This window comes from Pseudomonas sp. MPB23, from assembly GCF_046605395.1.
GTDB lineage: Bacteria > Pseudomonadota > Gammaproteobacteria > Pseudomonadales > Pseudomonadaceae > Aquipseudomonas.
Window position 1 is genome coordinate 2,478,871 of record NZ_CP176771.1, and the last position, 20,738, is coordinate 2,499,608.

The 20,738-nt window shown below is 51.9% G+C and carries 17 protein-coding genes and 1 pseudogene; 9 read left to right on the forward strand and 9 right to left on the reverse strand.

From position 1 onward, the window contains the following. Positions 1–463 precede the first annotated feature (463 nt). A complete protein-coding gene (locus tag ACLH0J_RS11535; protein WP_411392066.1) occupies positions 464–895 on the reverse strand; it encodes a LexA family protein in 432 nt (143 codons plus the stop codon). 99 nt (positions 896–994) lie between these two features. Here ACLH0J_RS11535 and ACLH0J_RS11540 point away from each other — a divergent pair, with 99 nt between their 5' ends. Further along, on the forward strand, positions 995–1,705 hold the full coding sequence (locus tag ACLH0J_RS11540) for an SOS response-associated peptidase family protein (RefSeq protein WP_411392067.1): 711 nt from the start codon (positions 995–997) through the stop codon (positions 1,703–1,705). A 269-nt stretch (positions 1,706–1,974) separates the two neighbouring features. Continuing rightward, positions 1,975–2,634: a hypothetical protein gene (locus tag ACLH0J_RS11545; protein WP_411392068.1), complete on the forward strand. Its 660-nt coding sequence runs from the start codon at positions 1,975–1,977 to the stop codon at positions 2,632–2,634. 93 nt (positions 2,635–2,727) lie between these two features. Here ACLH0J_RS11545 and ACLH0J_RS11550 read toward each other — a convergent pair whose 3' ends face one another. Continuing rightward, positions 2,728–3,063, reverse strand: coding sequence for a hypothetical protein (locus ACLH0J_RS11550; RefSeq protein WP_411392069.1), 336 nt, complete (start codon positions 3,061–3,063; stop codon positions 2,728–2,730). A gap of 167 nt (positions 3,064–3,230) precedes the next feature. After that, the gene (locus ACLH0J_RS11555; protein WP_256912332.1) at positions 3,231–3,725 is read right to left on the reverse strand and encodes a hypothetical protein; all 495 of its coding nucleotides are present in this window, start codon (positions 3,723–3,725) and stop codon (positions 3,231–3,233) included. Positions 3,726–3,980: 255 nt separating this feature from the next. Between ACLH0J_RS11555 and ACLH0J_RS11560 the strand changes: the two genes are divergently transcribed. Then, positions 3,981–4,406 (forward strand): hypothetical protein, encoded by a 426-nt coding sequence (locus tag ACLH0J_RS11560; RefSeq protein WP_411392070.1) that lies wholly within the window; start codon positions 3,981–3,983, stop codon positions 4,404–4,406. A 573-nt stretch (positions 4,407–4,979) separates the two neighbouring features. Here ACLH0J_RS11560 and ACLH0J_RS11565 read toward each other — a convergent pair. Then, positions 4,980–5,960: an IS5 family transposase gene (locus ACLH0J_RS11565; protein WP_124530037.1), complete on the reverse strand. Its 981-nt coding sequence runs from the start codon at positions 5,958–5,960 to the stop codon at positions 4,980–4,982. A 1,261-nt stretch (positions 5,961–7,221) separates the two neighbouring features. On the opposite strand from ACLH0J_RS11565, the gene ACLH0J_RS11570 reads away from it, so the two are divergent. Further along, positions 7,222–8,532: a hypothetical protein gene (locus ACLH0J_RS11570; protein WP_124526719.1), complete on the forward strand. Its 1,311-nt coding sequence runs from the start codon at positions 7,222–7,224 to the stop codon at positions 8,530–8,532. 369 nt (positions 8,533–8,901) lie between these two features. Here ACLH0J_RS11570 and ACLH0J_RS11575 read toward each other — a convergent pair whose 3' ends face one another. From ACLH0J_RS11575 to ACLH0J_RS11595, 5 genes are read right to left on the reverse strand one after another with little or no spacing between them, the layout of a single operon-like run. Continuing rightward, complete coding sequence (locus tag ACLH0J_RS11575) at positions 8,902–10,182, reverse strand: hypothetical protein (protein ID WP_411392071.1); 1,281 nt, start codon at positions 10,180–10,182, stop codon at positions 8,902–8,904. After that, complete coding sequence (locus tag ACLH0J_RS11580; protein WP_169899942.1) at positions 10,182–11,177, reverse strand: hypothetical protein; 996 nt, start codon at positions 11,175–11,177, stop codon at positions 10,182–10,184. The genes ACLH0J_RS11575 and ACLH0J_RS11580 overlap by 1 nt, the downstream gene beginning before the upstream one ends. Continuing rightward, on the reverse strand, positions 11,174–13,216 hold the full coding sequence (locus ACLH0J_RS11585; RefSeq protein ID WP_124526716.1) for a site-specific integrase: 2,043 nt from the start codon (positions 13,214–13,216) through the stop codon (positions 11,174–11,176). Before ACLH0J_RS11585 ends, ACLH0J_RS11580 begins: the two co-directional genes overlap by 4 nt. Continuing rightward, positions 13,206–15,416 (reverse strand): hypothetical protein, encoded by a 2,211-nt coding sequence (locus ACLH0J_RS11590; protein WP_124526715.1) that lies wholly within the window; start codon positions 15,414–15,416, stop codon positions 13,206–13,208. Before ACLH0J_RS11590 ends, ACLH0J_RS11585 begins: the two co-directional genes overlap by 11 nt. 2 nt (positions 15,417–15,418) lie before the next feature. Further along, positions 15,419–16,252, reverse strand: a complete 834-nt coding sequence (locus ACLH0J_RS11595; protein WP_124526714.1) for a deoxynucleotide monophosphate kinase — start codon at positions 16,250–16,252, stop codon at positions 15,419–15,421. A 101-nt stretch (positions 16,253–16,353) separates the two neighbouring features. Between ACLH0J_RS11595 and ACLH0J_RS11600 the strand changes: the two are divergent. The 5 genes and pseudogenes from ACLH0J_RS11600 to ACLH0J_RS11620 form a co-directional block, all read left to right on the forward strand. After that, positions 16,354–16,692: pseudogene (locus ACLH0J_RS11600) on the forward strand (dTMP kinase); the annotation flags it as partial. Further along, positions 16,685–17,674 carry a DNA polymerase III subunit delta' gene (locus ACLH0J_RS11605; RefSeq protein ID WP_411392072.1) on the forward strand — a complete coding sequence of 330 codons (990 nt, stop codon included), beginning with the start codon at positions 16,685–16,687 and terminating at the stop codon, positions 17,672–17,674. The pseudogene ACLH0J_RS11600 and the gene ACLH0J_RS11605, both read left to right, overlap by 8 nt. 63 nt (positions 17,675–17,737) lie before the next feature. Next, positions 17,738–18,520 carry a TatD family hydrolase gene (locus ACLH0J_RS11610; protein ID WP_411392073.1) on the forward strand — a complete coding sequence of 261 codons (783 nt, stop codon included), beginning with the start codon at positions 17,738–17,740 and terminating at the stop codon, positions 18,518–18,520. Positions 18,521–18,968: 448 nt separating this feature from the next. Beyond that, positions 18,969–19,628, forward strand: a complete 660-nt coding sequence (locus tag ACLH0J_RS11615; protein WP_078834949.1) for a TetR/AcrR family transcriptional regulator — start codon at positions 18,969–18,971, stop codon at positions 19,626–19,628. 114 nt (positions 19,629–19,742) lie between these two features. Beyond that, positions 19,743–20,711, forward strand: a complete 969-nt coding sequence (locus ACLH0J_RS11620; RefSeq protein ID WP_411392074.1) for a GTP 3',8-cyclase MoaA — start codon at positions 19,743–19,745, stop codon at positions 20,709–20,711. The last annotated feature ends 27 nt before the right edge of the window (positions 20,712–20,738 follow it).

The following is a 20,738-nucleotide window of genomic DNA, read 5'->3' on the forward strand; positions in this document are numbered from 1 at the left end:
ACGCTTCAGCGGGGGCGTGAATTGCCCGTACTTTTGTTGGCGTTCAAACACCGCTTGCGGCGCAAGCGTTCTCTTCCTTGGATGGCCGCTTTTGGCCGTTTACCGTCCTGGCGAACGGCTGCTTTGGGTCGTCTTCTGCCGGTCATGATCAAGAAGCGTGCTGGTCGAATCCGGCCCAAAGGACTGGTCAGGTCGAATGCAAACGGGCGGGCAAGTCTGTGCAACTACCCAGCCAGAAACTCGATTGCCGCGTGGAGTCCTGCCATGCCCCTCCATGCCTGATCCTTGGAACCACATGGATAGCGGATGGGCAGAGCCCGATTAACGTGGTCGACACCACCTCAAAAACAAAAAAACGTGAAAAAAGTTACCTAGCCTAACCGCCTGTATTTTCTAGAAAAAATCGTATCTAACTGTTAGCAAAGCCCCGGAACTGTTGCAGTCAATCAGTGCAAAGACTGGCTCACGTGTTGTCATGATCGCGAACGCTATATTTCACCACACCCCAGATCACGAGCTCATCGCCCTCCATGACATGTCTTACCGGATATTTCGGATTCTCGGACAGGAGGAGTACGGCGTTCTCACGCAGAAGCAGGCGCTTGCAGAAAGGCTCCGAGTTCAGCGCGGCGATGACGATATCGCCACTGACCGCATCGATGCTTCGATCAACAACCACCAGATCCCCTGAATAGATTCCGGCGCCCTGCATACTGTCTCCGTCGATCCTCACCAGGTACACGTGCGGGGCTCGAATATCGAACAGCTCATCAAGGGAGATGTGCTTTTCGATGTGATCAGCCGCAGGGGAGGGGAAGCCCGCCGGTACCCTGGATGAATAAAGGGGCAGCTTTTTACCGCCAGTAGCGAGAGGGCCGAGGATGGTGATGCTCATGATGCAAGCCTTAGATTGGTAGACTGTACGTATATACAGTTAACGATTTGCTTCGCTTGTGGTCAATCTCATAAGCATCACTATTCGACGGGTGACAGCATGTGCGGACGCTACTCGATCTACGAATCGATGGATCACTACCTGAAGGAGCTCGCGCCAGAGCAGTTGGTGATCAACGGCTACGATCTTTGGCCAGTAGAGCGATACAACGTCGCACCCTCGACCCGTGTGGAGATCATTCGGCCAGTGGACGACCAATTAAGCGTAGATAAGGTGAAATGGGGATGGTCACCATTTTGGGCGAAAGGAAAGCGTCCTGACCCGATAAACGCTAGGGTTGAAACAGTCATGACTGGGAAGTTTTTCAATCAGCTCTGGCCAAGCGGTCGTGTACTTGCACCGGCAAACGGGTGGTTTGAGTGGGTCAACGATCCGGCTGATCCAAAGAAGAAGCAGCCTTACTTCATAACCCTGAAGGAGCAGGCTCCGATGTTCTTCGCTGGGTTAGCTGAGGTTCACCAGGGCTTGGAGCCAGACCCTCGCGACGGCTTCGTCATCATCACCGCCGCCAGTGATCAAGGGATGGTAGATATCCATGATCGGAAACCGCTGGTTTTGGCCCCTGAGCACGCCCGCGAATGGATCGCCTCAGATACTTCCCCTGAACGCGCGCGGGAAATCGCGATGAAACACTGCCGTCCTGCCACCGATTTTCATTGGTATAAGGTGAGTAAGGCTGTGGGTAGCGATCGTAATCAGGGCCCAGAATTGGTTACGCCGCTCTCAGGGGCGTCAGACGTCGATGAATGATCAACCTGAGTCGTACATGCCGTTGGCTGTAGATGTTGATGGACGGCAACTGCAGCGTTGCTAAGCCTTTCCATGAGTAGCGCTAGTCAGATCTCATCAAGAACGGACATTGCTTAGACCAATCACCAGTTTTGAGACCCGGTATACCTGATACCGCCCAGGTGACGTCTGATACCGAGAGGGGTCATGTGGCAGGATTATTGATCTCAGTTGATGCCCCCCAAAGATTTGGACACCATGGGTAGCCTGACATAAATTAAGGACAAAATATGTTCAGCAAATCTCAGATCGTTACCATCCCAGTCATGATCTCATCGGTACTTTTACTCACCGGCTGCCCGCCACCAGCGTCTTTCACCCAATGGAAACGCGCTTCTACCTCCGTCGAGGGCGTTAAAGCCGCAATGGCAGAATGTGGTGACCCTGTGGCAGGGCCACTAAACCGTTTTCCAATAAACGAAGAGATAATTCACTTTCAGTGCATGCAACGTCTCGGTTTTACCCGTAAAGACGGCTTTGAATACTGTGAAATAATGAAGAACATGCCTGCCTGCGTCGAGGAAAGGCAGGGCCGTCCGCTCAGTTTGTCGCAGCTCGAAGCGTTGCCGTTTGTAGAGGACGAAGCCTTCCATCCAATAAAACCAAATTCAGGCCGGGATGAACGTATGCAGGTCTCATGGCGTAAAGCGGGAGCATCACTCCATTTCTCAGTCCAGGTAGCAAATGATAGTGAAGCCTTGCCGGTGATGTATGCATGCGGCTATGCGAAGCCACTTGGGTCGAATCTGGACGTCGCAAGCATCGGGCGCACTGCAGAAGTGCAGCGTTGCATGATTGATCATGGCTTTGAGCCCAAAAACAAAATTATGCTTGTTTGCCAGACTTACCCACAAGTGACGGGCTGTTCGTCGACAACGCCGCCGAGTTGATGCAGGCAGAGAGCAGGGCCGAGAAGGGCTTGCTCGTTCAAAATAAGAGAGCGTCCTAGACGCGCGACCTTTCAACTCATGGGCACAATTTTTCTACATCGATTTGACGGATAGCACTTCCACGTATTTGTATTTTTTCTTGGCAGCCTTCACCGCATCTTGTTCGGCGAGCAACGAGCTCAACGTATCAGCCTCGTGAATCAACTCGGTCATTTTTCCCTCGAACTCGTTTCCAACCCGTAGCGTGACCCGCAGCCTGGGCGTAAATGCTTTCGCCACCTTCTTCTTGGCTGCTGGAGCGACAACGGGTTTCGCGAACACAACTTCTTCCACAGGCTCATTTACTAGAGGAGCAGATATCTGCTCTCCGGGCTGAGGCGTACCGAATAGGGCACGACGCATTTCTTCTTCAGTTAATTCAGAGCTCATAGAACATCTCAAAGTGGGCGGTAATCAGCTCGACGAATTCTACTAGGATGGCGGCTCCAGCGTGTCCTCTGGGAGCATGTATGGTCACTGTGAATTCGGGCTACGTGGTCAACATTTCAACGTGGTAGTGGGCTAGATAGCGATAAAATGATGCAACGTAAGCTAGGCTATTGAGTGCTTAAGGGTTCATCGCAATGGTTGTCTGGCTTTGTCTTCGACAACTGAGTGAACTGCTCCAATGCGTTTTGGAAGTCCTTCAATGCAAAGCTTACAGGCTTGCTCTCGGCGATCCATTTTGTCGAGATTCCAACTTCCAGTTTGTCCGAAATACTTTGACCGAAGCGCCGCCAGTGTACCGTGTCAGCATCGATTACCTGCTCTGCGACCAAGACGATACAGTCAAAATTCATGTCATCGCTACAGACCAGTAACGGCACGATTGTGGAGCTTCCATCCTCCGCCGGGATGATGCGACGGTTCGCAAGAGCGTTTTCGTCTTCGTCGATAAGCCAGATCAGAGAAAGACCAAGGCTTGCGACGTCTGACCATTCAAGATGAGTGGACAGCCATTGCTCAATGCCAATGCCGTCAATCATTAACCATGCGCAAGCGCTCTTGGCGAATCCAGGTCGGTAGTAAGCGGCGCTGATAACTTGGTGCATGGCGAAGTCCTTTAGTGCGGTGCGGCTGGGTCATAGAGAATGATGATACTCCAGTGATATCACCCCGCGTTTCAGATCGCTACTCTCGACGCTTGAGGGGCAGCCTATTGCACCGGGACGTATTGGCAGCTTTCAACCTAGTCACAATGATGAGGTTGGATTGTGAGCATCCGTGCCATTCGGGTTTTCCTGACAAGCTGCTCCTCCAACTTTAATCAGGTACGATCCTGAAGACTCATCAATAATCGAGATCGTATGATGCAAGACGGCTGCTGGCCCTTCCAGCTCTTCGGTGCCAATTTCGTCACTGAATCCGAGGCGCAAGAATTAGTGTTTGAGCAGTGGGAGCCAGAGCCACCTGAAAGCGCAAGCGAAGCCGAGTACATTTCGTGGGAAGACCGCAATCCAACCTGGCGACTAGCGGAGGAGCTAGAATTCTATATGGACTCAGATTTCGTTGAGCTTGCCGGCACCCCACAAGACGTCATAGCGCAAATCCGCAGCCCCTCTGAGAGAATGCTTTTCAGCTCCAAGGCAACAGAATTTACCCATTTTATTCTGGTGGGGTCGAATGCCATCTGGGGTGACCGTCGTTCGACTTCTGCCCAAGGAGAACCGCTGGTGCGCTTACCGGAGAGCACTGCAACCATCTCATATCTCGGTCTGTTCAATTCAATTTGACTGCACGAAGAGTCGTGTCTGAGTTGTGCGGCTAATGCAGTATACGACTGGGGACTCTCGGCCTGAAGCCCGGTCACAGTGTCTGCAAGGTGCCGAGAGCAGTCGCTCAATACGTCTGCTTAACCAGCAGCGGTTGAGGGCAGGTCTGCTAAGATCGAGGCATAAACCTGCCAGGGGGGCAGTAATGGGAAACTACACGAAAGGACTCACAGAGCGCCGTCATCACACACAGCTCAGAGAGGGCTATTGCCTGATCTGTGGAACTTTCGGCCCTCTCAGTTGGGATCATGTTCCGCCTCAGGGCAGTATAACAATAACAAAAATTGAGCAGGCTCACCTGACGGAGGTTATGGGAGTCAACTCTGATGCTGTCATTGGCGTTAAGTCTTCTAACGGTAGCAAGTTCAGAACTATCTGCAAGCATTGCAATAGCTCACATCTCGGTGCTAAGGATGCTCCGATCAACTTGCCGCGCAGCGATGGCATGCCGTAATTCGCCCGGCACTCAGCGCTATTCCCTGAAAACGGCCTAATACAGTGTGCGGCGGAGCGTTTTCCGCCCGGTTCTCCGTGTTAAGTGCGCAACTCACCCAAACCCATCAGTCGTTTTCGAGCCATCCACAGGTTCGACAGGGCGAACAGCGTGGTCAGTTGGGCCGTGTTTTTCATCAGCCCACGAAAGCGTACTTTCACGTAACCAAACTGGCGCTTGATGACCCGAAACGGATGCTCAACCTTGGCGCGTGTCTGCGCTTTGCAGTACTCGATCTTGCGCTTAGCTTTGTACAACAGGCTGCGTTTGTTCAGCTTGGAATACGTGCTGCGCCGAGCCGCGATTTGCCAGATCACGTCACGATTTTCGTGCTCTTCACGCTTCTCGACACCGGTGTAACCTGCGTCCGCATAGACCGCGTTTTCGTCCCCGTGGAGCAGTTCAGCGACTTGGGTGACATCGGCCACATTGGCAGCGGTGCCGTGGACGTGATGAACCAGTCCCGACTCAACGTCAGCGCCGATGTGGGCCTTCATACCGAAGAAATACTGGTTCCCCTTCTTGGTCTGATGCATCTCGGGATCCCGCTCGCCGTCTTTGTTCTTGGTCGAGCTTGGGGCATGAATAATGGTCGCGTCGACGATGGTGCCCTGGCGCAGCGACAGGCCTTTTTCCTGCAAATAACCGTTGATGACCGCGAGGATGGCAGGCGCCAATTGATGCTTCTCCAGCAAGTGCCGGAAGTTCATGATCGTGGTGTCTTCAGGGATCGGCGCGCTCAGTGTCAGATGCGCGAACTGACGCATGGGCGTGATTTCGTAGAGCGCTTCTTCCATGGCCGGATCGCTGAGGGAGAACCAGTTCTGCAGCAGGTGAATGCGCAGCATGGTTTCCAGTGGGTAAGGTTTTCGACCGCCACCGGTCTTGGGGTAGAACGGCTCGATCAGGCCAAGCAGACCTGCCCAGGGCACGACCTGATCCATCTCGGCAAGGAAGCGTTCGCGGCGGGTTTGCTTGCGCTTGCCGGCGTACTCGAAGTCGGAAAAGCTCATCTGGCTCATGGGAGGCTCGGATCAGGTGGTCGGGCGATTTTCGCATACCCGGGACTTGTTCGGAGATTCCTTAGGTATAGAAACCTTTACGGAGTTTATTAATGAAATCTGTTGCATCCAAAACGCCAAAGTTTTTTGACGTTCCCCGGAGCGAACATTATTTGCACCGGTTGGTGACCCGAGTGTCAGCCACGACTGAGGATGGGAGCTCAATCGACATGGTGCTTGGAGACGTATCGGATCGGTGGAACGCTCGGCAAGCTGATGCGCTTGCCCAAGGGCTGCTCATGTCGCTGTTACGCGCAGGCCTGTAAGCCAGTCGCATGCCATGGGTCGGAAGCCTGCTGAACGTGACGCCATACGATGGCCAAAAGCAGGTACTAAGCTTCTCTGAAGACACTTGGTACGACGTTAATCCGACATTCCGCTTCATGGGGGTAGCGTGGTTGTATGAAGGCACGGGCGCCGACCCGCATTACCCTGCGAATGCCTTATGTATCCGGATGCTCCATGACGGCGGGATTATGTTCGGCAAAGGTAATGACGAGCATCTGCTGACGGCAGAGCAGGCTTACCTGCTCTGTATCGGACTAAGCGACTGCGCCTACTCTTTAGAGACTCGGAGGTGGCGAATTTGGGACAGAGTTATCGAATGGCGGAGACAGGGCGAGACATCAGCGCCGGAGCCTTCCACCGATGAACAGGCGCGCTTTGATCTGCTTAACAGCTACCTTAGTCGCTTCAGACCAACGTTGAGATAGCTTGATCGAACGCTACGTGACTTCAACACGGCTGGGATTGCGCAGCAGGATTGAAGCAGCTGATCGCTACATCACGAAAGATGGCCTTGTAAGACCGCTCGCCAGTACTTCGCTCGACTTCTGTTTTGCTAAGTGGGACAGAAGTCTGGACATGGTGCTAGTAAGCGAGTGGAGCGCGCACGCGCGAGATTGGACGCCGAAAGGCAAAGACGCCGGAACACTTCGGTCGCTTGGTTCACGACAGACGGCCCGGTAGGGGCAGCGTATTGATCTGTTGGCCCATAACACCATACGTAATCACCTTGCGTGACTATGGCACATTTGGCACGCCCATCGCCCGATCGTACCAACGAAATCATAGAAGGTTGGTTTGAGTTTGGCACAATGCAAGCCCCTCGCTTTCGCCTGCATCCAGCCATCCTGAGTGGCGCATAGACACACCCCTAGCTTGATAGTAGCATTGCGCCACTAAGTCCAGTGCTCACAGATTGTAAAATGGAGTTTGCAGCTTGAAAAAAGTTGAAGAAGTATTTGGCGTAAGCAGTGAAGATATTTGCAGCTACGTAGAGAGAGCGCACGTCGATGACAAGTTTACTTCAGCGTTAGAGGCGGGCCATCAAATTATCGTTTACGGCGCATCGAAGCAGGGCAAAACGGCGCTGGTCAAGAAGCACTTAAGCTACGATGACAATATCGTGGTGAGCTTATCGCCTAAAACTACTATCCGAAATATATATCAATCCATTTTACGAAAATCAGGCGTTACGTTACAGACGTCGTATACCGAAGGTACAGGCGATACCTCTAAGGTGAAAGGAAAAGCTTTTATTGAGGGGGCTATCGCTTTGGTGCTAAAGGGGCGAGCTGAAGTCGCCGTTGAGAATGAAAGCGCTTACAAGGTCGAGGATAAATACGAAGAGATCGAATTTAATCTCGACCTACCTGATGATGTCGCTAGTCTGATGGTAAAGTTCGGTACTAAAAAAACCGTTATTCTAGAGAACTTTCACTATCTACCCGAAAGCGTTCAAAGAGATTTCGCTTTTGACCTAAGGACTTTTCATGACCTTAAGATACGGTTCGTAATTCTTGGTGTATGGAAAGAAGCCAACCGTCTGATTCAGTTCAACGGCGAGTTACAAGACAGGGTTGCAGAAGTCCCCGTAGAACCGTGGCACGAGGCCGACTTCCTTAGAATCGTTGATAAGGGTGCGCCTGAACTAAATGTTCAGTTCTCCAGAGTCGTCGTACAAGAATGCATCGACAATGCTTTCAAGAGTGTGGGTGTATTCCAAGAGCTGATTAAGGTCATTTGCCTAGAAGCTGGCATCACCGAGACGCAGGCCGATAACCGATTTATAGATGACATGGACGTTGTCGCCAGAGCGATTAGGCAGAAGTCGGAAGACTACTCCGGTAGGCACCTTAAAAACCTGGAGGCTATAGCGTCCGGTAATACTTCCGTTATTGATAAGACGAAACCGCTGCCATACTTCCTGAACTACTATATCGTCATGCATATCCTTGAAATTGGGTTTGCAGGGATCAACGGGGGCATTAGCAAAGAGGCCCTATTGCATGCTATCAAGCAGATACATCATCGCAAGGATGATCTGAAGGGATCTCAGTTAACCTCAGTTCTTAAGGGGCTTGCAGAGGTTCAGTCCGGGAAGGGGATTAGCCCGCCTGTGCTGGCATATGACTCCAACTCCAGGCAGCTGAAGGTTGTTGATTCTACTTTCTATTTCTTCTTAAAAAACGCGGATCTCGCAGTTGTAAAGGAAGAGATTCTATATCCGCTTGATGGCTTGGACTTGTAAACGACCATGTCCACGTGGCTGGAGAAATCAGATTTAGCCAGTCTGCAAGAAGATCGCTCACATGAAAAAGCGCCGTGGACATACGCTGTGGTTATAGTCGCGCCTCGGTTCAGGCAAGCGGAGCGCGCAGGCCGACTGGCCGTAGGCAGGATAGTGGAAGCCCGCAGGGCCAAGACGTCGACTGCGTCGATGGCTTGGTTAACGACAGCCGGGCCGCAGGGCGTGTCTGCATCGAACCTCAAGAATGGAAGTCTCCCTGCTCTTCCCCGAATTCGACCGCGAGGACGAGGCGTCTGTTGCCACCTTGCCTCACGCATCCCGATACCCTGCACGGCAGCGTCCTAACAAGCACACGCAACCTAATGGGCGTCACGAATAAGCCGCAATAGCGTCGTGCACATTAATGGTCTTCTCATGAATGAGCTCATGAGTAATACCTTTTCGAGCCATCACAACGAATCGACCTAGCACAAGATAATGTTGATACGTCGTGTCAGGACTTTCATGACCAAGTTGGTTGGTGATAACTTCAGTTATCGCAAGATCCATAACTTCAGCGTTTTTTTCCAGAATACCCTCGCCATTATGATGTTGTATCATCATGAGAGTGGGCCACCATTTGCGTGTATGGTAGAAAATATTGCTCAAGACGAAGCTAGAATCTTTCTCGCGAGCTAAGCGCTTAGCATAATTGGTCGCGTTTGAAATCATGGACGCAGTTACTGGTTCTCCTTCTGCGGTCAGGAACAGGGCGGAAAGCGGGCATTTCTTACCAAATTTATTTTTATACAGCTTTGCCCTCGTTGCATATTCGGTTTTAATGTAGCTTTCGTCTAGCATTTGTAATGCGTAGGCGGGAATTATGATGTCCCTGAATTTAGCCCCTTTCCCGAAGACCTCGTACTGAACCGTTTTAACGTCCTTTTTCATCTCGCTGTATGGAAGGATGTGTCTGTTTTTGCCAATGCCCATGTAGGGAAATTTCACAAGCTCCATGGGGCGCATGGCAGTTGCCAGCGCAAAGTTGAACAAGACTTTGTAAATCTGGTCTGGATAACTGTCGAGAAGGGTCGTAATGTCCCGATTGGATATAAGGCGCTTGGGTTTTTTCTGCCGCGCTTCTCGGTCGAGCACTCGGATAGAATTCGTGTCCAAAACTGATTCGGATTTTTTTTGGATGTAGCTCAACATTCGGCGGTCTTTGAAGTTTGCGACCCAAGTTTTCAGTGTGATTATTACGCCGGTGGGGATTTTTTTGTCATGCAACCACTTGAAAAAATGAAGAACTACACATGCGTCCTTGTAGATGGTATCTGAGCTAGGATGGACGCTGTTTAGCATAACCCTGCGCGTCTGACGGTAAACTTGCCATTTTCGCAAATCTGCGTTTATAACATGAAAGTGATAATCGCCTGGATTAACAGCGCGAAACCTTGACAGCTGGGAAATAAATTTGTAGAAGCTGGTGATTAATGTCACGTATCTTTTGGATGTTTGCTCGGATGACCTTGTTTTCTCGTAAAGGTATAAGTTAACCATGCTTAACATCAGGCACTTGTTCTTGTAATTGGCAGTCATAATGTAATGGTTAACATCTTTTCCAAGGTCAATGCTGTAGTAACTAATCGGTTTGAAGTCAAAATTGATCATCAGTCGCCCTGCCTGATTTTCGATACTACTACGCTTTCAAATCCCCAAGTGATGAGCGGGGTCTTTGCGGAGTCTGCATCTTGAAGCTCTTCTTCGGGAATATCTCTGAAACTAAACTTCCGTTTTGCCGAAATTATGGCGTCAGACGAGCTGTGCGGAACATGAATAGCTACCGATGCGAGTGGGTGCATGTCCTTAAGTATTATTTGTATTTCTTCTCGACTGTAGATAGGTAGCCGTACAATTATCAGCGTGCGATCATGCCTAGGCGATAATCTAGAGCAAAAGAGACTGAAGTCGGAAATGTATTTATCTTGGAAAAAGATGATGTCAAGACTCTCGGGTGTCGGAAATTTTCTGATATCACTTATAGCCTTCGTAATAGCTAGATCTTTCGCATCTTCGTAGGTTGAGAAGTTTTTGGAGAGCGCATAAGACTTTTTCGCGAGCGTGAGATCTAGGTCGAATGTGATGAAGTTCTTGTCCGATTTTTCAGAAAATGCCGATGAGGATGCGCTGGAAGCGGTAACTGCGTCAATCGTTAACTTCGCATTAGTAACTTCAAGTTCTGTTAGCCGCTTTCTCATGAAAGCATTGTGATTGCTTTGATTGGTGAGCGTAGACGACAACTGGTTAGCGTTGAATGCTATGATGTCGTTGTTCATCAAAGTCGTAGTATGATTCAAAATCACGGATTCGAGCTCAGCCTGATGCGCTGCATTGATTGATGCGATCTCCTGCTCCAGCCGGTAAATGCGGGCCTCGTTATTTTCGATTATTTCACTCAGCGAGGCATTGTCGTCGACAAGCAGTTTAGCGATCGATTCTTTCCCGGTTGAATAAGCCTTCAAATCGTCGTAATACCGGTTGAACGCCTGCCGACTAATACCCGCTAGTTCCGCGAGCTTTAGGACAGGAAGCTTGGTCTGGCCGTGACTGAGCTGGTGCTCTTTGATAATACTTATTAGTTTGTCACGGGTGGCTTGGCTACTCATGCGTGAATATCCATGGATGGAATAATTTTATACTGCTCGTTAGTCTTCAGAGTTTCGAGGTGCCTAGTGTTATCCAAAACTTTTTTACGGAGCATCGCCTTGGACGTTTCGGAAAGCGTGTCGCCTGCCCGAATCAACATGTCTTGATAAAAGTTCGTGTTATCTTCCAAGGCCTTGGCCGCTTTGTTAACAATAAGCGCATGTGGGCATGAGGTATCACAGCTGGAAGGCTCTGGCAGCGCACCTTTAACCACAGTTTTGTAGTGTGCCAAGCAGGGGGGCAGGTCGGGTGAGGAGTACATCTCTGTACTAACACAGTAGGTGCCCATGGCCGTCCGGTGGATGAACAAAGGTTCACCAGAAGATAGCAAGTGGGTCACATAAGTGAAGACCGTAACTTTCAAGTTTTGTCCGGTGAACGCATCCGGACGGGCAGCAATCTTGTCTACCAAACGGCGAGCATTATCGCCAGAGGAGGTTGAGTGCTTAACCTGCGTTATGATGTCGGTAAACTCTTGAATATAATTTTCTTCAATTGCTTTCGCCACGCTTTGAACGATGTAAGGATTGCGGCCGATGTACCTTAGCGTCATCGCATAACTAGCGTGTCCGAATAAGAGTCTAATAATATCAACATTGCGTTCGTTACGATTGATCAATATTTCGGCAATCGTTTTCCGGAAGCGATGAGTGTGGATTCGATCTATTCCAAGTTCTTCTTGGAGTTTTTTGGTGATGTTCTCGATTTTGACAGATCCTTGGCGGACGACTTTTCTCCTGCCAAGCACGGATTGGAATATAAAGCCTTCTCGTTTTTGATCAAGATCGTCGCGAAGACTCTTAAATTCTTTGAGCTTTTGGCCGACGAATTTGGGGAGCGGTATGAAGCTAATGTCTCCGTTGTAGTTAGGATCTTGACTGGTTTTATATCGGGTAACCTGTAATTTGAAGCGTCCGTTCCTCGTTTCTATGACGTGTTCAAATTTGAGCGCCTCTAACTCGCTTACGCGCAGTCCAGTGACTAGGGCGACCAGTATGTAAAGTGCATTGCGAATGGAGGTCAGGGAGCGCTGAAAGCTGCTAATCCATGAATAGTTCCAAAAGACGGTCTCATAGTCACGCTTGTTTTTTTTAATCTCTACTATTCGGATACCTTCAACTACAACATCTAGATTTTTCTCAAGCTCTAGGTCTTCGACGACCCGGGATATCGTTTTGTAATTGCTGGTGACAAAGTTGCGGGATAACAGGTAATCGGACGCCTCACGAACTCGCGGCATGGCTTTCTCAGTCCAGAAAAGCGCGTGTTCAACGAGTTTTTTGAGATCGCTTTCATTATATGGCGCCCAAGTCGCCAGCGAGCCGGTAAAATGCCGAATAACGTCCTTTCGTCGTTCTGGGGTGTCTACTGACGTCGCCGATACAGCTAAACGATTTTCTTCCGGGATTAGCTTTTGTGCACTCAATGCGATCCAGAAACGGATGTGCAAAAAAAGATAGTGGTAATGCGTGAACTGGGGTACTTCTTTTGCCCGGTCGAGAGCGTCATTTAAAAGCCTAGGCGTAATAAATGACAATGACTCCAGGTCGCCAGACAGATGGTTGTCAATCAATACGTAATTTACGAGTCTGCGAAAATTGCGAGCATGACCCAAAGTTGTTGTGTAGGAGCGGATACCCGCAAAAGGCGCGTAATCAGGTATGAGGTGGTAAATTATAGATTTTTTAGTTGAAATCGCATGTTCCGACATGTCATCAAATGTGACGCGAGTTACGGTGCCGTCCTTGTCCTTGAAGATGATCCAGCTACTGTCGCTATATAAAGAGTAAGCGGAAACCGGAAAGTTACCCTCAGGGTAGAGCTCCAGCTTTTTCAATAAAGTGCTTTCGATTTGGCGGGCTTCACCGCCAGTTTCAAGCAAAAGTTGCTCAATCTCTTGTTCAGCAGCATCCTGCATATCCTCGGAAAAATCGATGTCCATGTCTTCAGCAAGAGTGTCGAGCGCGGCTTGGGTCGCATCATCAAGTTTATTCTTCATTCTGCCTGTCCTCTTCTTCTAGGATCACTTGGAGAAAATTCAGATCCCGAGGGAGGAGTGGGGTTTTACGACGCTGATACCGTGACGCTTCTCGGATTGCCTGTTCGTCATCCCAGCGTTCGAAAATTGATTCAATCTTTGCCAGTTCGAGTTCGTGATTGCTGCTGTAGTCAGACGCGGTAGGAGGCTGATCATCGATAATCTCGACCACGTGGATGCGACGCTCAATCAAATATGGGAGCGAGTCTTCAAAAATGATGCACTGGGAACAAAATGTGCATTGGCTGATGACGTAGCACCTTTTTCCTGGTTCTACGTGTCGAGCTGCCCCCAGCCAAGTGGGTTTGTACTGATTGGCGCAGCCCCAAAGTGGCTTTTCCATCCCCGGAATGTGGAAGATCTTGAGAGGAAGCTGGGTAGCGGCTTCTTGGGGCGGAATACCGAGCATTCCTTCGAACTTACCTGCGCGCATCAGCTTGATAATTGCTTCTAGCTCAGACTCTAACCGATCGTATCGTTCCTGTTGGGCTAAAGCAGAGTTGTCGTAGTGGATGTCAGTTGTCACGGTACTGGCGTGTCCAAGGAACATTGCTAGTAAGCCATGCGAACTGCCAGTCATTTCTTTCCGGCGCTTCACCCACGTAGGTCGTAGCCGCCATGTGAGATCCTTACCTCCCGTCAGACGCTCCCCAAACTCGTCGTAGATTGGATACTGCTTCAAAAATTGCTTGTTTCCCTGCTGGAACGCCTTCTCATTGGAAGATGAGGTATGACGCCCACCTTTATTGACCCAATCAGGGTAGAAACGCATGCATAAAAACGCCGGGTTATAGTCACTGCTGGTCATCCCGTGCCGGACGTAGTCAAAGTCACGCCCTGCAAGAGGCTCAGAAAGCTTCACAGCCAGCGACACTAGGTTTCTCGCTGAATACATATCGGAGGTCGTGCTTACAGCCACAATCTCTTTAGGGGCGTAGTAAGGCTTGCCGATACCTTGGCTTCGGTTTTTCTCTGTCTGAATCATGACGTGTTTTTCGTTCATCGCGCCGGTCAAAGCGTGCTCGAAATTGTCAGGATCTACAGCGAGCACTGCCTCTTTGTTCCAGTTGGTTTGAAGCATGATGAACTGCACAAGACAGGACATGTCCTGCATCGTTGGATAGTACATCTCCAGCAAGTGTTCCCACTTCAGCGGAACGGCCATCCCTGGCGGGGTGTATGGGTTTCGCAACCTATACATGATCAGCTGCAGAGCATCTTCGCAGCGATCCATGGAGAAAAGAGCAGCGACGGCGTATTTAGTACCGATCTCCTCCAAGGTCATCTCGAACGGGTAGCCGCTATCGATGATCGTTTTAACTGCCCGTACTGGGTCGGGCTCAAAGTTAGACGTATTACCCCGGTGAAAGGGATTTCTGGGGTTCTGGAAGACGTACTCATCGCCCCTGTCTTCATAAGCTTGCAAAATTACATCCCGCCAGTTCGAAAGGGTGGCGATGTTTTGTAGTTCCGGGTCAGTCGACTTTGACAGTTTTAGGTGTAAGGCTCTCCAGTCGAGTTTTATTTCATTGTCCAGCAAATGTTGAATCCACTGAAAAATCGACTTGCGTGTAAGGGTCATTTCCTCAATGATTTCTTCATAGGTATACGCTACGGCATCATTAACCAAGTTCCGAAATTCGATTTTCTCATAGAGTTTGTCGATGCTCGAAGTAAATGCATCTGCCAACATTTGCTCAGTTTCATCACTGAACGGCACTCGAGCCTGAGTGGCAGCTCTTGTCGCGAATGGGAGCAGTAGATCAGGAATCGCTTCAGTTAAAGATGAGACGCTTTTAAGCGCAGCTTTTAATCGAGCTGCATATTCCAGTCGCTCGTCATTCTGAAGCAGGTAGCCTTCAAACTGTTTGTAAACTTCGGCGCTGAGGTCAGTAATTTGTATAATTCGCAGGCCAGCCGGGTTACGTAGGTTGTACTCGCTACAGAAGCTAAAAAACATCCAGATCGCTCTGCGCAAAGAACTTGCAGTTATCCTGCTGCGAGTTGGACAGTACTTAATAAACGTCAAATGCAGCGCTAGGCAAATAGCTTTTGATCGGCTATAAAACGAATGGCCTTGGTATAGGCACTCTACGTTATAATTGTCTGAACTGAGCACAACATCATGGATGGCCTCTTTAGGCTGATAAAGATGATCCATGTTTAACTCTTTTTCGAATGGGGGTGGGACAATGTTTCCCATGCGACAGTCAGAGCTGTCTTGTATTCTTCGATAGTTCCGTTATTTGGAATAACAACATCGCTTGGTTGGATTTCTATCCCTAATTCTGACGAGTGTTGGTTGACAGACTCCGCGTTGTTTCGAACGATATGCCAGATCTTTCCGCCCATATCTCTGATATAGGCAGCTTCATTTTCAAATCGAATATCTTTGATAATGATGATGTTTTTGTTTTCAGTATCTAAGTTTGGCTTTATGAAGAATGCCATCTCGTTGATCGATTGCGGCGGCATCGCATTTCGCCTGTCGGCAAAATCTGGAAAGTCAGCGAGTGCTTTGGCTTTAACGAGCGCAATCATTTCGTACGGAGACATATCCCAAAACGCGTCTTTCTGGTTCTTTAGGTTCTCGTCCCAACACTGGTGGTCACGGAGGTTGAAGAAGGCCTTTGCAGCGAGGATGAAAGGGAGGTCGAGACGATTGAGCTGCGATGGCTCCAGGGCGCGGGCGACCTGCGGGACATTGATTTCTCGATCAGCGCGCATCAGCCAGTGAACAGGACTATGCCCTCTCATCCACTCAGTGCCCACGCGCTGGAAGAATTCACGCGGTGATAAGCCCCAGGCCTCCACCTTCATCTCCTTTAAGTTATCATCCCACGCCTGGGCATCTGACAGATTAAAGAGAACTTGGCAGCCTTGCTTGAGTGGGTCTGCGAGGGCATAGGCGGCGACATTGGCATGTTCAAGCAAGAGCTTTGCAGCTGTATCCTTGCCCGACCGAGCCTTCGCTGCAAGCCCTATGACTGTCTTCATTATAGTTAAGTCCCTGATCCGTAACGTATTTTTAGTTTGTTTACATTTTTTTCTTAGCTGAGTATATTCTTTTGTTTCCATTTCTGTCCATTCCAAAACAAGATTCCACCTACGCCTACCAGGGCGGTGGCCGGGGGTTGTCCCTGGAGCGTATTGCTACCCTGGAAACCTTTGTGCAGGGCGATTTACGCCCCGACCTGACCTTGGTGTTCGATCTGCCGGTGGAAGTGGGTCTGGCGCGTGCCAGCGCCCGTGGCCGCCTGGACCGCTTCGAGCTGGAGGGGCGAGCATTTTTCGATGCGGTGCGCACCGCGTTCCTCAAGCGTGCCAAGGCTGAACCTGCACGTTATTACCTGCTGGACGCCGCCCAGCCGCTGGCCCAGGTGCAGCAAGCCATCGATGCGTTGCTGCCAGACCTGCTGGAGCGCGCCCGTGGCTGAAGCCTATCCGTGGCAGGACAGCCTCTGGCAGCAACTGGCCGGTCGTGCCCAGCACGCCCATGCCTATTTGCTGCATGGGCCGGTGGGGATCGGCAAACGCGCACTCGCCGAACGCCTGATGGCCAGTCTATTGTGCAAACAGCCGATCAACCTGGAAGCCTGCGGCGAGTGTAAATCCTGCCTGTTGCTCAAGGCCGGCAGTCACCCGGACAACTATCTGCTGGAACCTGAAGAAGCCGACAAGGCGATCAAGGTCGACCAGGTGCGTGACCTCGTCAGCTTCGTGGTGCAGACCGCGCAGATGGGCGGGCGCAAGGTGGTGCTGATCGAGCCGGTGGAAGCAATGAACATCAACGCCGCCAACGCCTTGCTCAAGAGCCTGGAAGAACCGTCCGGCGACACGGTGCTGTTGCTGGTCAGCCATCAGTCCAGCCGCCTGTTGCCGACGATTCGCAGTCGCTGCGTGCAGCAGGCTTGCCCATTGCCGAGCGAAGCAATGAGCCTGCAATGGCTGGCGAAAGCGTTGCCGGATTGCGCCGAGGACGAACGCATCGAGTTGCTGACCCTGGCTGCGGGTTCCCCCCTTGCGGCGGTGAAACTGCAGGCCCAGGGCGTGCGCGAGCAACGGGCGCTGGTAGTGGATGGCGTGAAGAAACTGCTCAAGCAGGAGCTCTCGGCCACCCAACTGGCCGAGACCGCCTGGAAAGACATTCCCCTGCTGCTGTTGTTTGACTGGTTCTGCGACTGGTCAAGCCTGATCCTTCGCTACCAGTTGACCCAGGACGAAAGCGGCCTGGGCCTGTCGGACATGCGCAAGGTCGTGCAGTACCTGGCGCAGAAAAGTGCCCAGGACAAGGTCCTCGCTATTCAGGACTGGATCCTCGCCCAGCGCCAGAAAGTGCTCGGCAAGGCCAACCTCAACCGTGTGCTGTTGCTCGAAGCGCTGCTGGTGCAGTGGGTCGGTTTGCTCGGCCGTCGTTAATTTCGGTGGCCGACGGGTGTATCGTTGGCCAGACCCTTACCGTGACTCAAGTTGTAACCTCTTATGCTCGTAGATTCCCATTGCCACCTTGATCGCCTCGACCTTGCCCAGCACGGCGGCTCCCTTGATGCTGCTCTCGACGCCGCACGCGAGCGTGGGGTAGGGCATTTCTTGTGTATCGGCGTCAGCGCCGATAATGCGGGTGACGTCAAAGCCCTGGCCGAGCGTTATGCCGATGTGGATTGCTCGGTGGGTGTCCACCCGCTGGACCTCAAGCCCGGCGAAGCCCCGGCCCTTGACTGGCTGCTGAACGAACTCGATCACCCCCGCGTCGTGGCGATTGGCGAAACCGGACTGGATTACCACTACGAGCCGGAAGCTGCCGAGTTGCAGCAGGCCTCTTTCCGCCTGCATTTGCAGGCTGCCCAGCACACCGGAAAACCGGTGATCGTCCACACCCGCGGCGCCCGCGCCGACACCCTGACGCTGCTGCGCGAGGCCGCGCTGCCCCAGGCCGGCGTGCTGCATTGTTTTACCGAAGACTGGGACATGGCCAAAGCCGCCCTGGACCTGGGCTTCTATATTTCCCTGTCGGGCATCGTCACCTTCCGCAATGCCGATGCCTTGCGCGATGTGGCACGCCAGGTGCCGGCCGACCGCCTGCTGGTGGAAACCGATTCGCCTTACCTGGCGCCCATTCCCCATCGCGGCAAGCCCAACCTGCCGGAATATGTGCGTGATGTGGCGGATTACCTGGCCATGCTGCGCGGTGAGTCTTACGAGCGTTTCGCCGAGCAGACCACCGAGAACTTCAAGCGCCTGTTCCCCTTGGCCCACGTCGTTTAACGAGACGGCTCAAAACCCAGGCAAAAAAAACCCGGGTTCTGGGGGGGGAATCCGGGCTAAGACCATTAGGAGTAAACAAGGGCACTCAGTCCGTCGGTACCCAGGTCGGCGCTTCACTTGGGGGAGATGTCACGCCGACAGTTCAAGTATTGATCAGTATCCCATTCAGTCCAGTCGCCAGTGTTCGGTTTTTAAACAGATTTGGAATACGCCCGCTTCGCTTGAGTTCTCATTAGGTGGGCGCACGACCGAAGTTGTTGCGTATTATTTCTGACTGGTTTCAATGGAAACGTTGGCGTATTGAAACTAAAGTGCCTCGCCAGTTCACATAGACATTGCTCAACGACCGATCAGTCGCGATAATCCCTCGAATCGGGTAAATCGTATCGTCACGTATCCGTGGCTCTGCGTAACCCTCCCTATACCGACCTCTGCAGACCTCTTCCTCATGCACAAAGAACCCCGTAAGGTCCGTGAGTTTCGCCGCCGTGAGCAGGAAATTCTCGACACCGCACTCAAATTGTTCCTCGAACAGGGTGAAGACAGCGTTACCGTCGAGATGATTGCGGATGCCGTGGGTATCGGCAAAGGCACGATCTACAAACACTTCAAGTCCAAGGCCGAGATCTACCTGCGCCTGATGCTCGACTACGAGCGTGACTTGAACGAACTGCTGCATTCGGCCGATGTGGACAAGGACAAGGAAGCCCTGTCTCGCGCCTACTTCGAGTTCCGCATGCGTGACCCACAGCGCTACCGGCTGTTCGACCGCCTGGAAGAGAAGGTGGTCAAGGGCCATCAGGTGCCGGAAATGGTCGAGGAATTGCACAAGATCCGCGCCTCGAACTTCGAACGCCTGACCCTGCTGATCAAGGGCCGCATCAGCGAAGGCAAGCTTGAAGACGTACCGCCGTATTTCCACTACTGCGCCGCCTGGGCGTTGGTGCATGGCGCGGTGGCCCTCTACCACTCGCCGTTCTGGAGCAATGTGCTGGAAGATCAGGAAGGCTTCTTCCAGTTTCTGATGGATATTGGTGTGCGCATGGGCAACAAACGCAAGCACAGCACTGAGTTGCCACAGGCGCCTGTCGAAACGCCTGCCACCTGATTATTTGCTGCCCGTCGTAATATCCCAGGAATATACTCAGGCAAGGATCTTGCTAAAAGCTGATTTATAAGTCAGCTTTCAGCCTGCCCGAATCGTCCTCTGCCGGAGTGATCCATGATCGTTGATCGTCAAGGCAGGCGTTTTCGCAATTTGCGGATCAGCCTGACCTCAGCCTGCAATTACGCGTGTACCTACTGCGTGCCAAACGGCAAGCGGCTGGTGGCTGCCCAGGACGAACTCTCGGCCGAGGCCATGGCTCGTGGCGTGGCTTATTTAATCGAAGCCGCTGGTATCGAGCGCCTGCGCATCACCGGCGGCGAGCCGTTGGTCAGTCCCAAACTGGAAGCCTTCATGGGCGCCGTGGGGGGGATGGGCCTCAGTGATATCAGCCTGACCACTAACGGCCAATTGCTGGCGCGTAAACTGCCGCTGCTGGTAGACGCCGGGATTCGCCGCATCAACGTCTCCCTCGACACCCTGAATGCTGACGCCTTCCGCAGCATCGCCCGGGGTGGCGACCTGGCCACCGTCCTTGATGGTATGGATCAGGCGCGCGCTGCCGGGATCAAAATCAAAGTCAATATGGTGCCGTTGCGTGGCCAGAATCTGGACCAGGTGATACCGCTGCTCGACTACTGCCTGGAGCGTGGCTACGAGCTGCGTTTTATCGAGTTGATGCGCATGGGCCATCTGGCCAAGGATTCCAACGCGTTCCTGCAGCAATTTGTCAGTCTGCAGCAATTGCTCGACCTGATCGGCGAACATCATGAGTACCTGCAGGCCGATGCGCCGGTCGACGCCACGGCGGTGCGCTACGAAGTGCCGGACAAAGGCTTCTTTGGGGTGATCGCCAATGAAAGCGTGCCGTTCTGCCGTACCTGTTCGCGACTGCGTTTGTCGTCCACCGGTTGGCTCCATGGCTGTCTGTCGTCGAGTAACCGTCACTACGTCGGCGACTTGCTCGACAAACCGCGTCACCAGGCGCTACCGGCCTTGCAGGGCCTGTTGGTGAAGGCCCTTGGCGACAAACAGGAAGTAGCCTTCTCCGGTGGCGCCACGGTCATGAAGATCATCGGCGGCTAGTGCTGCAAGCTGGCGCAGAACCTGCAT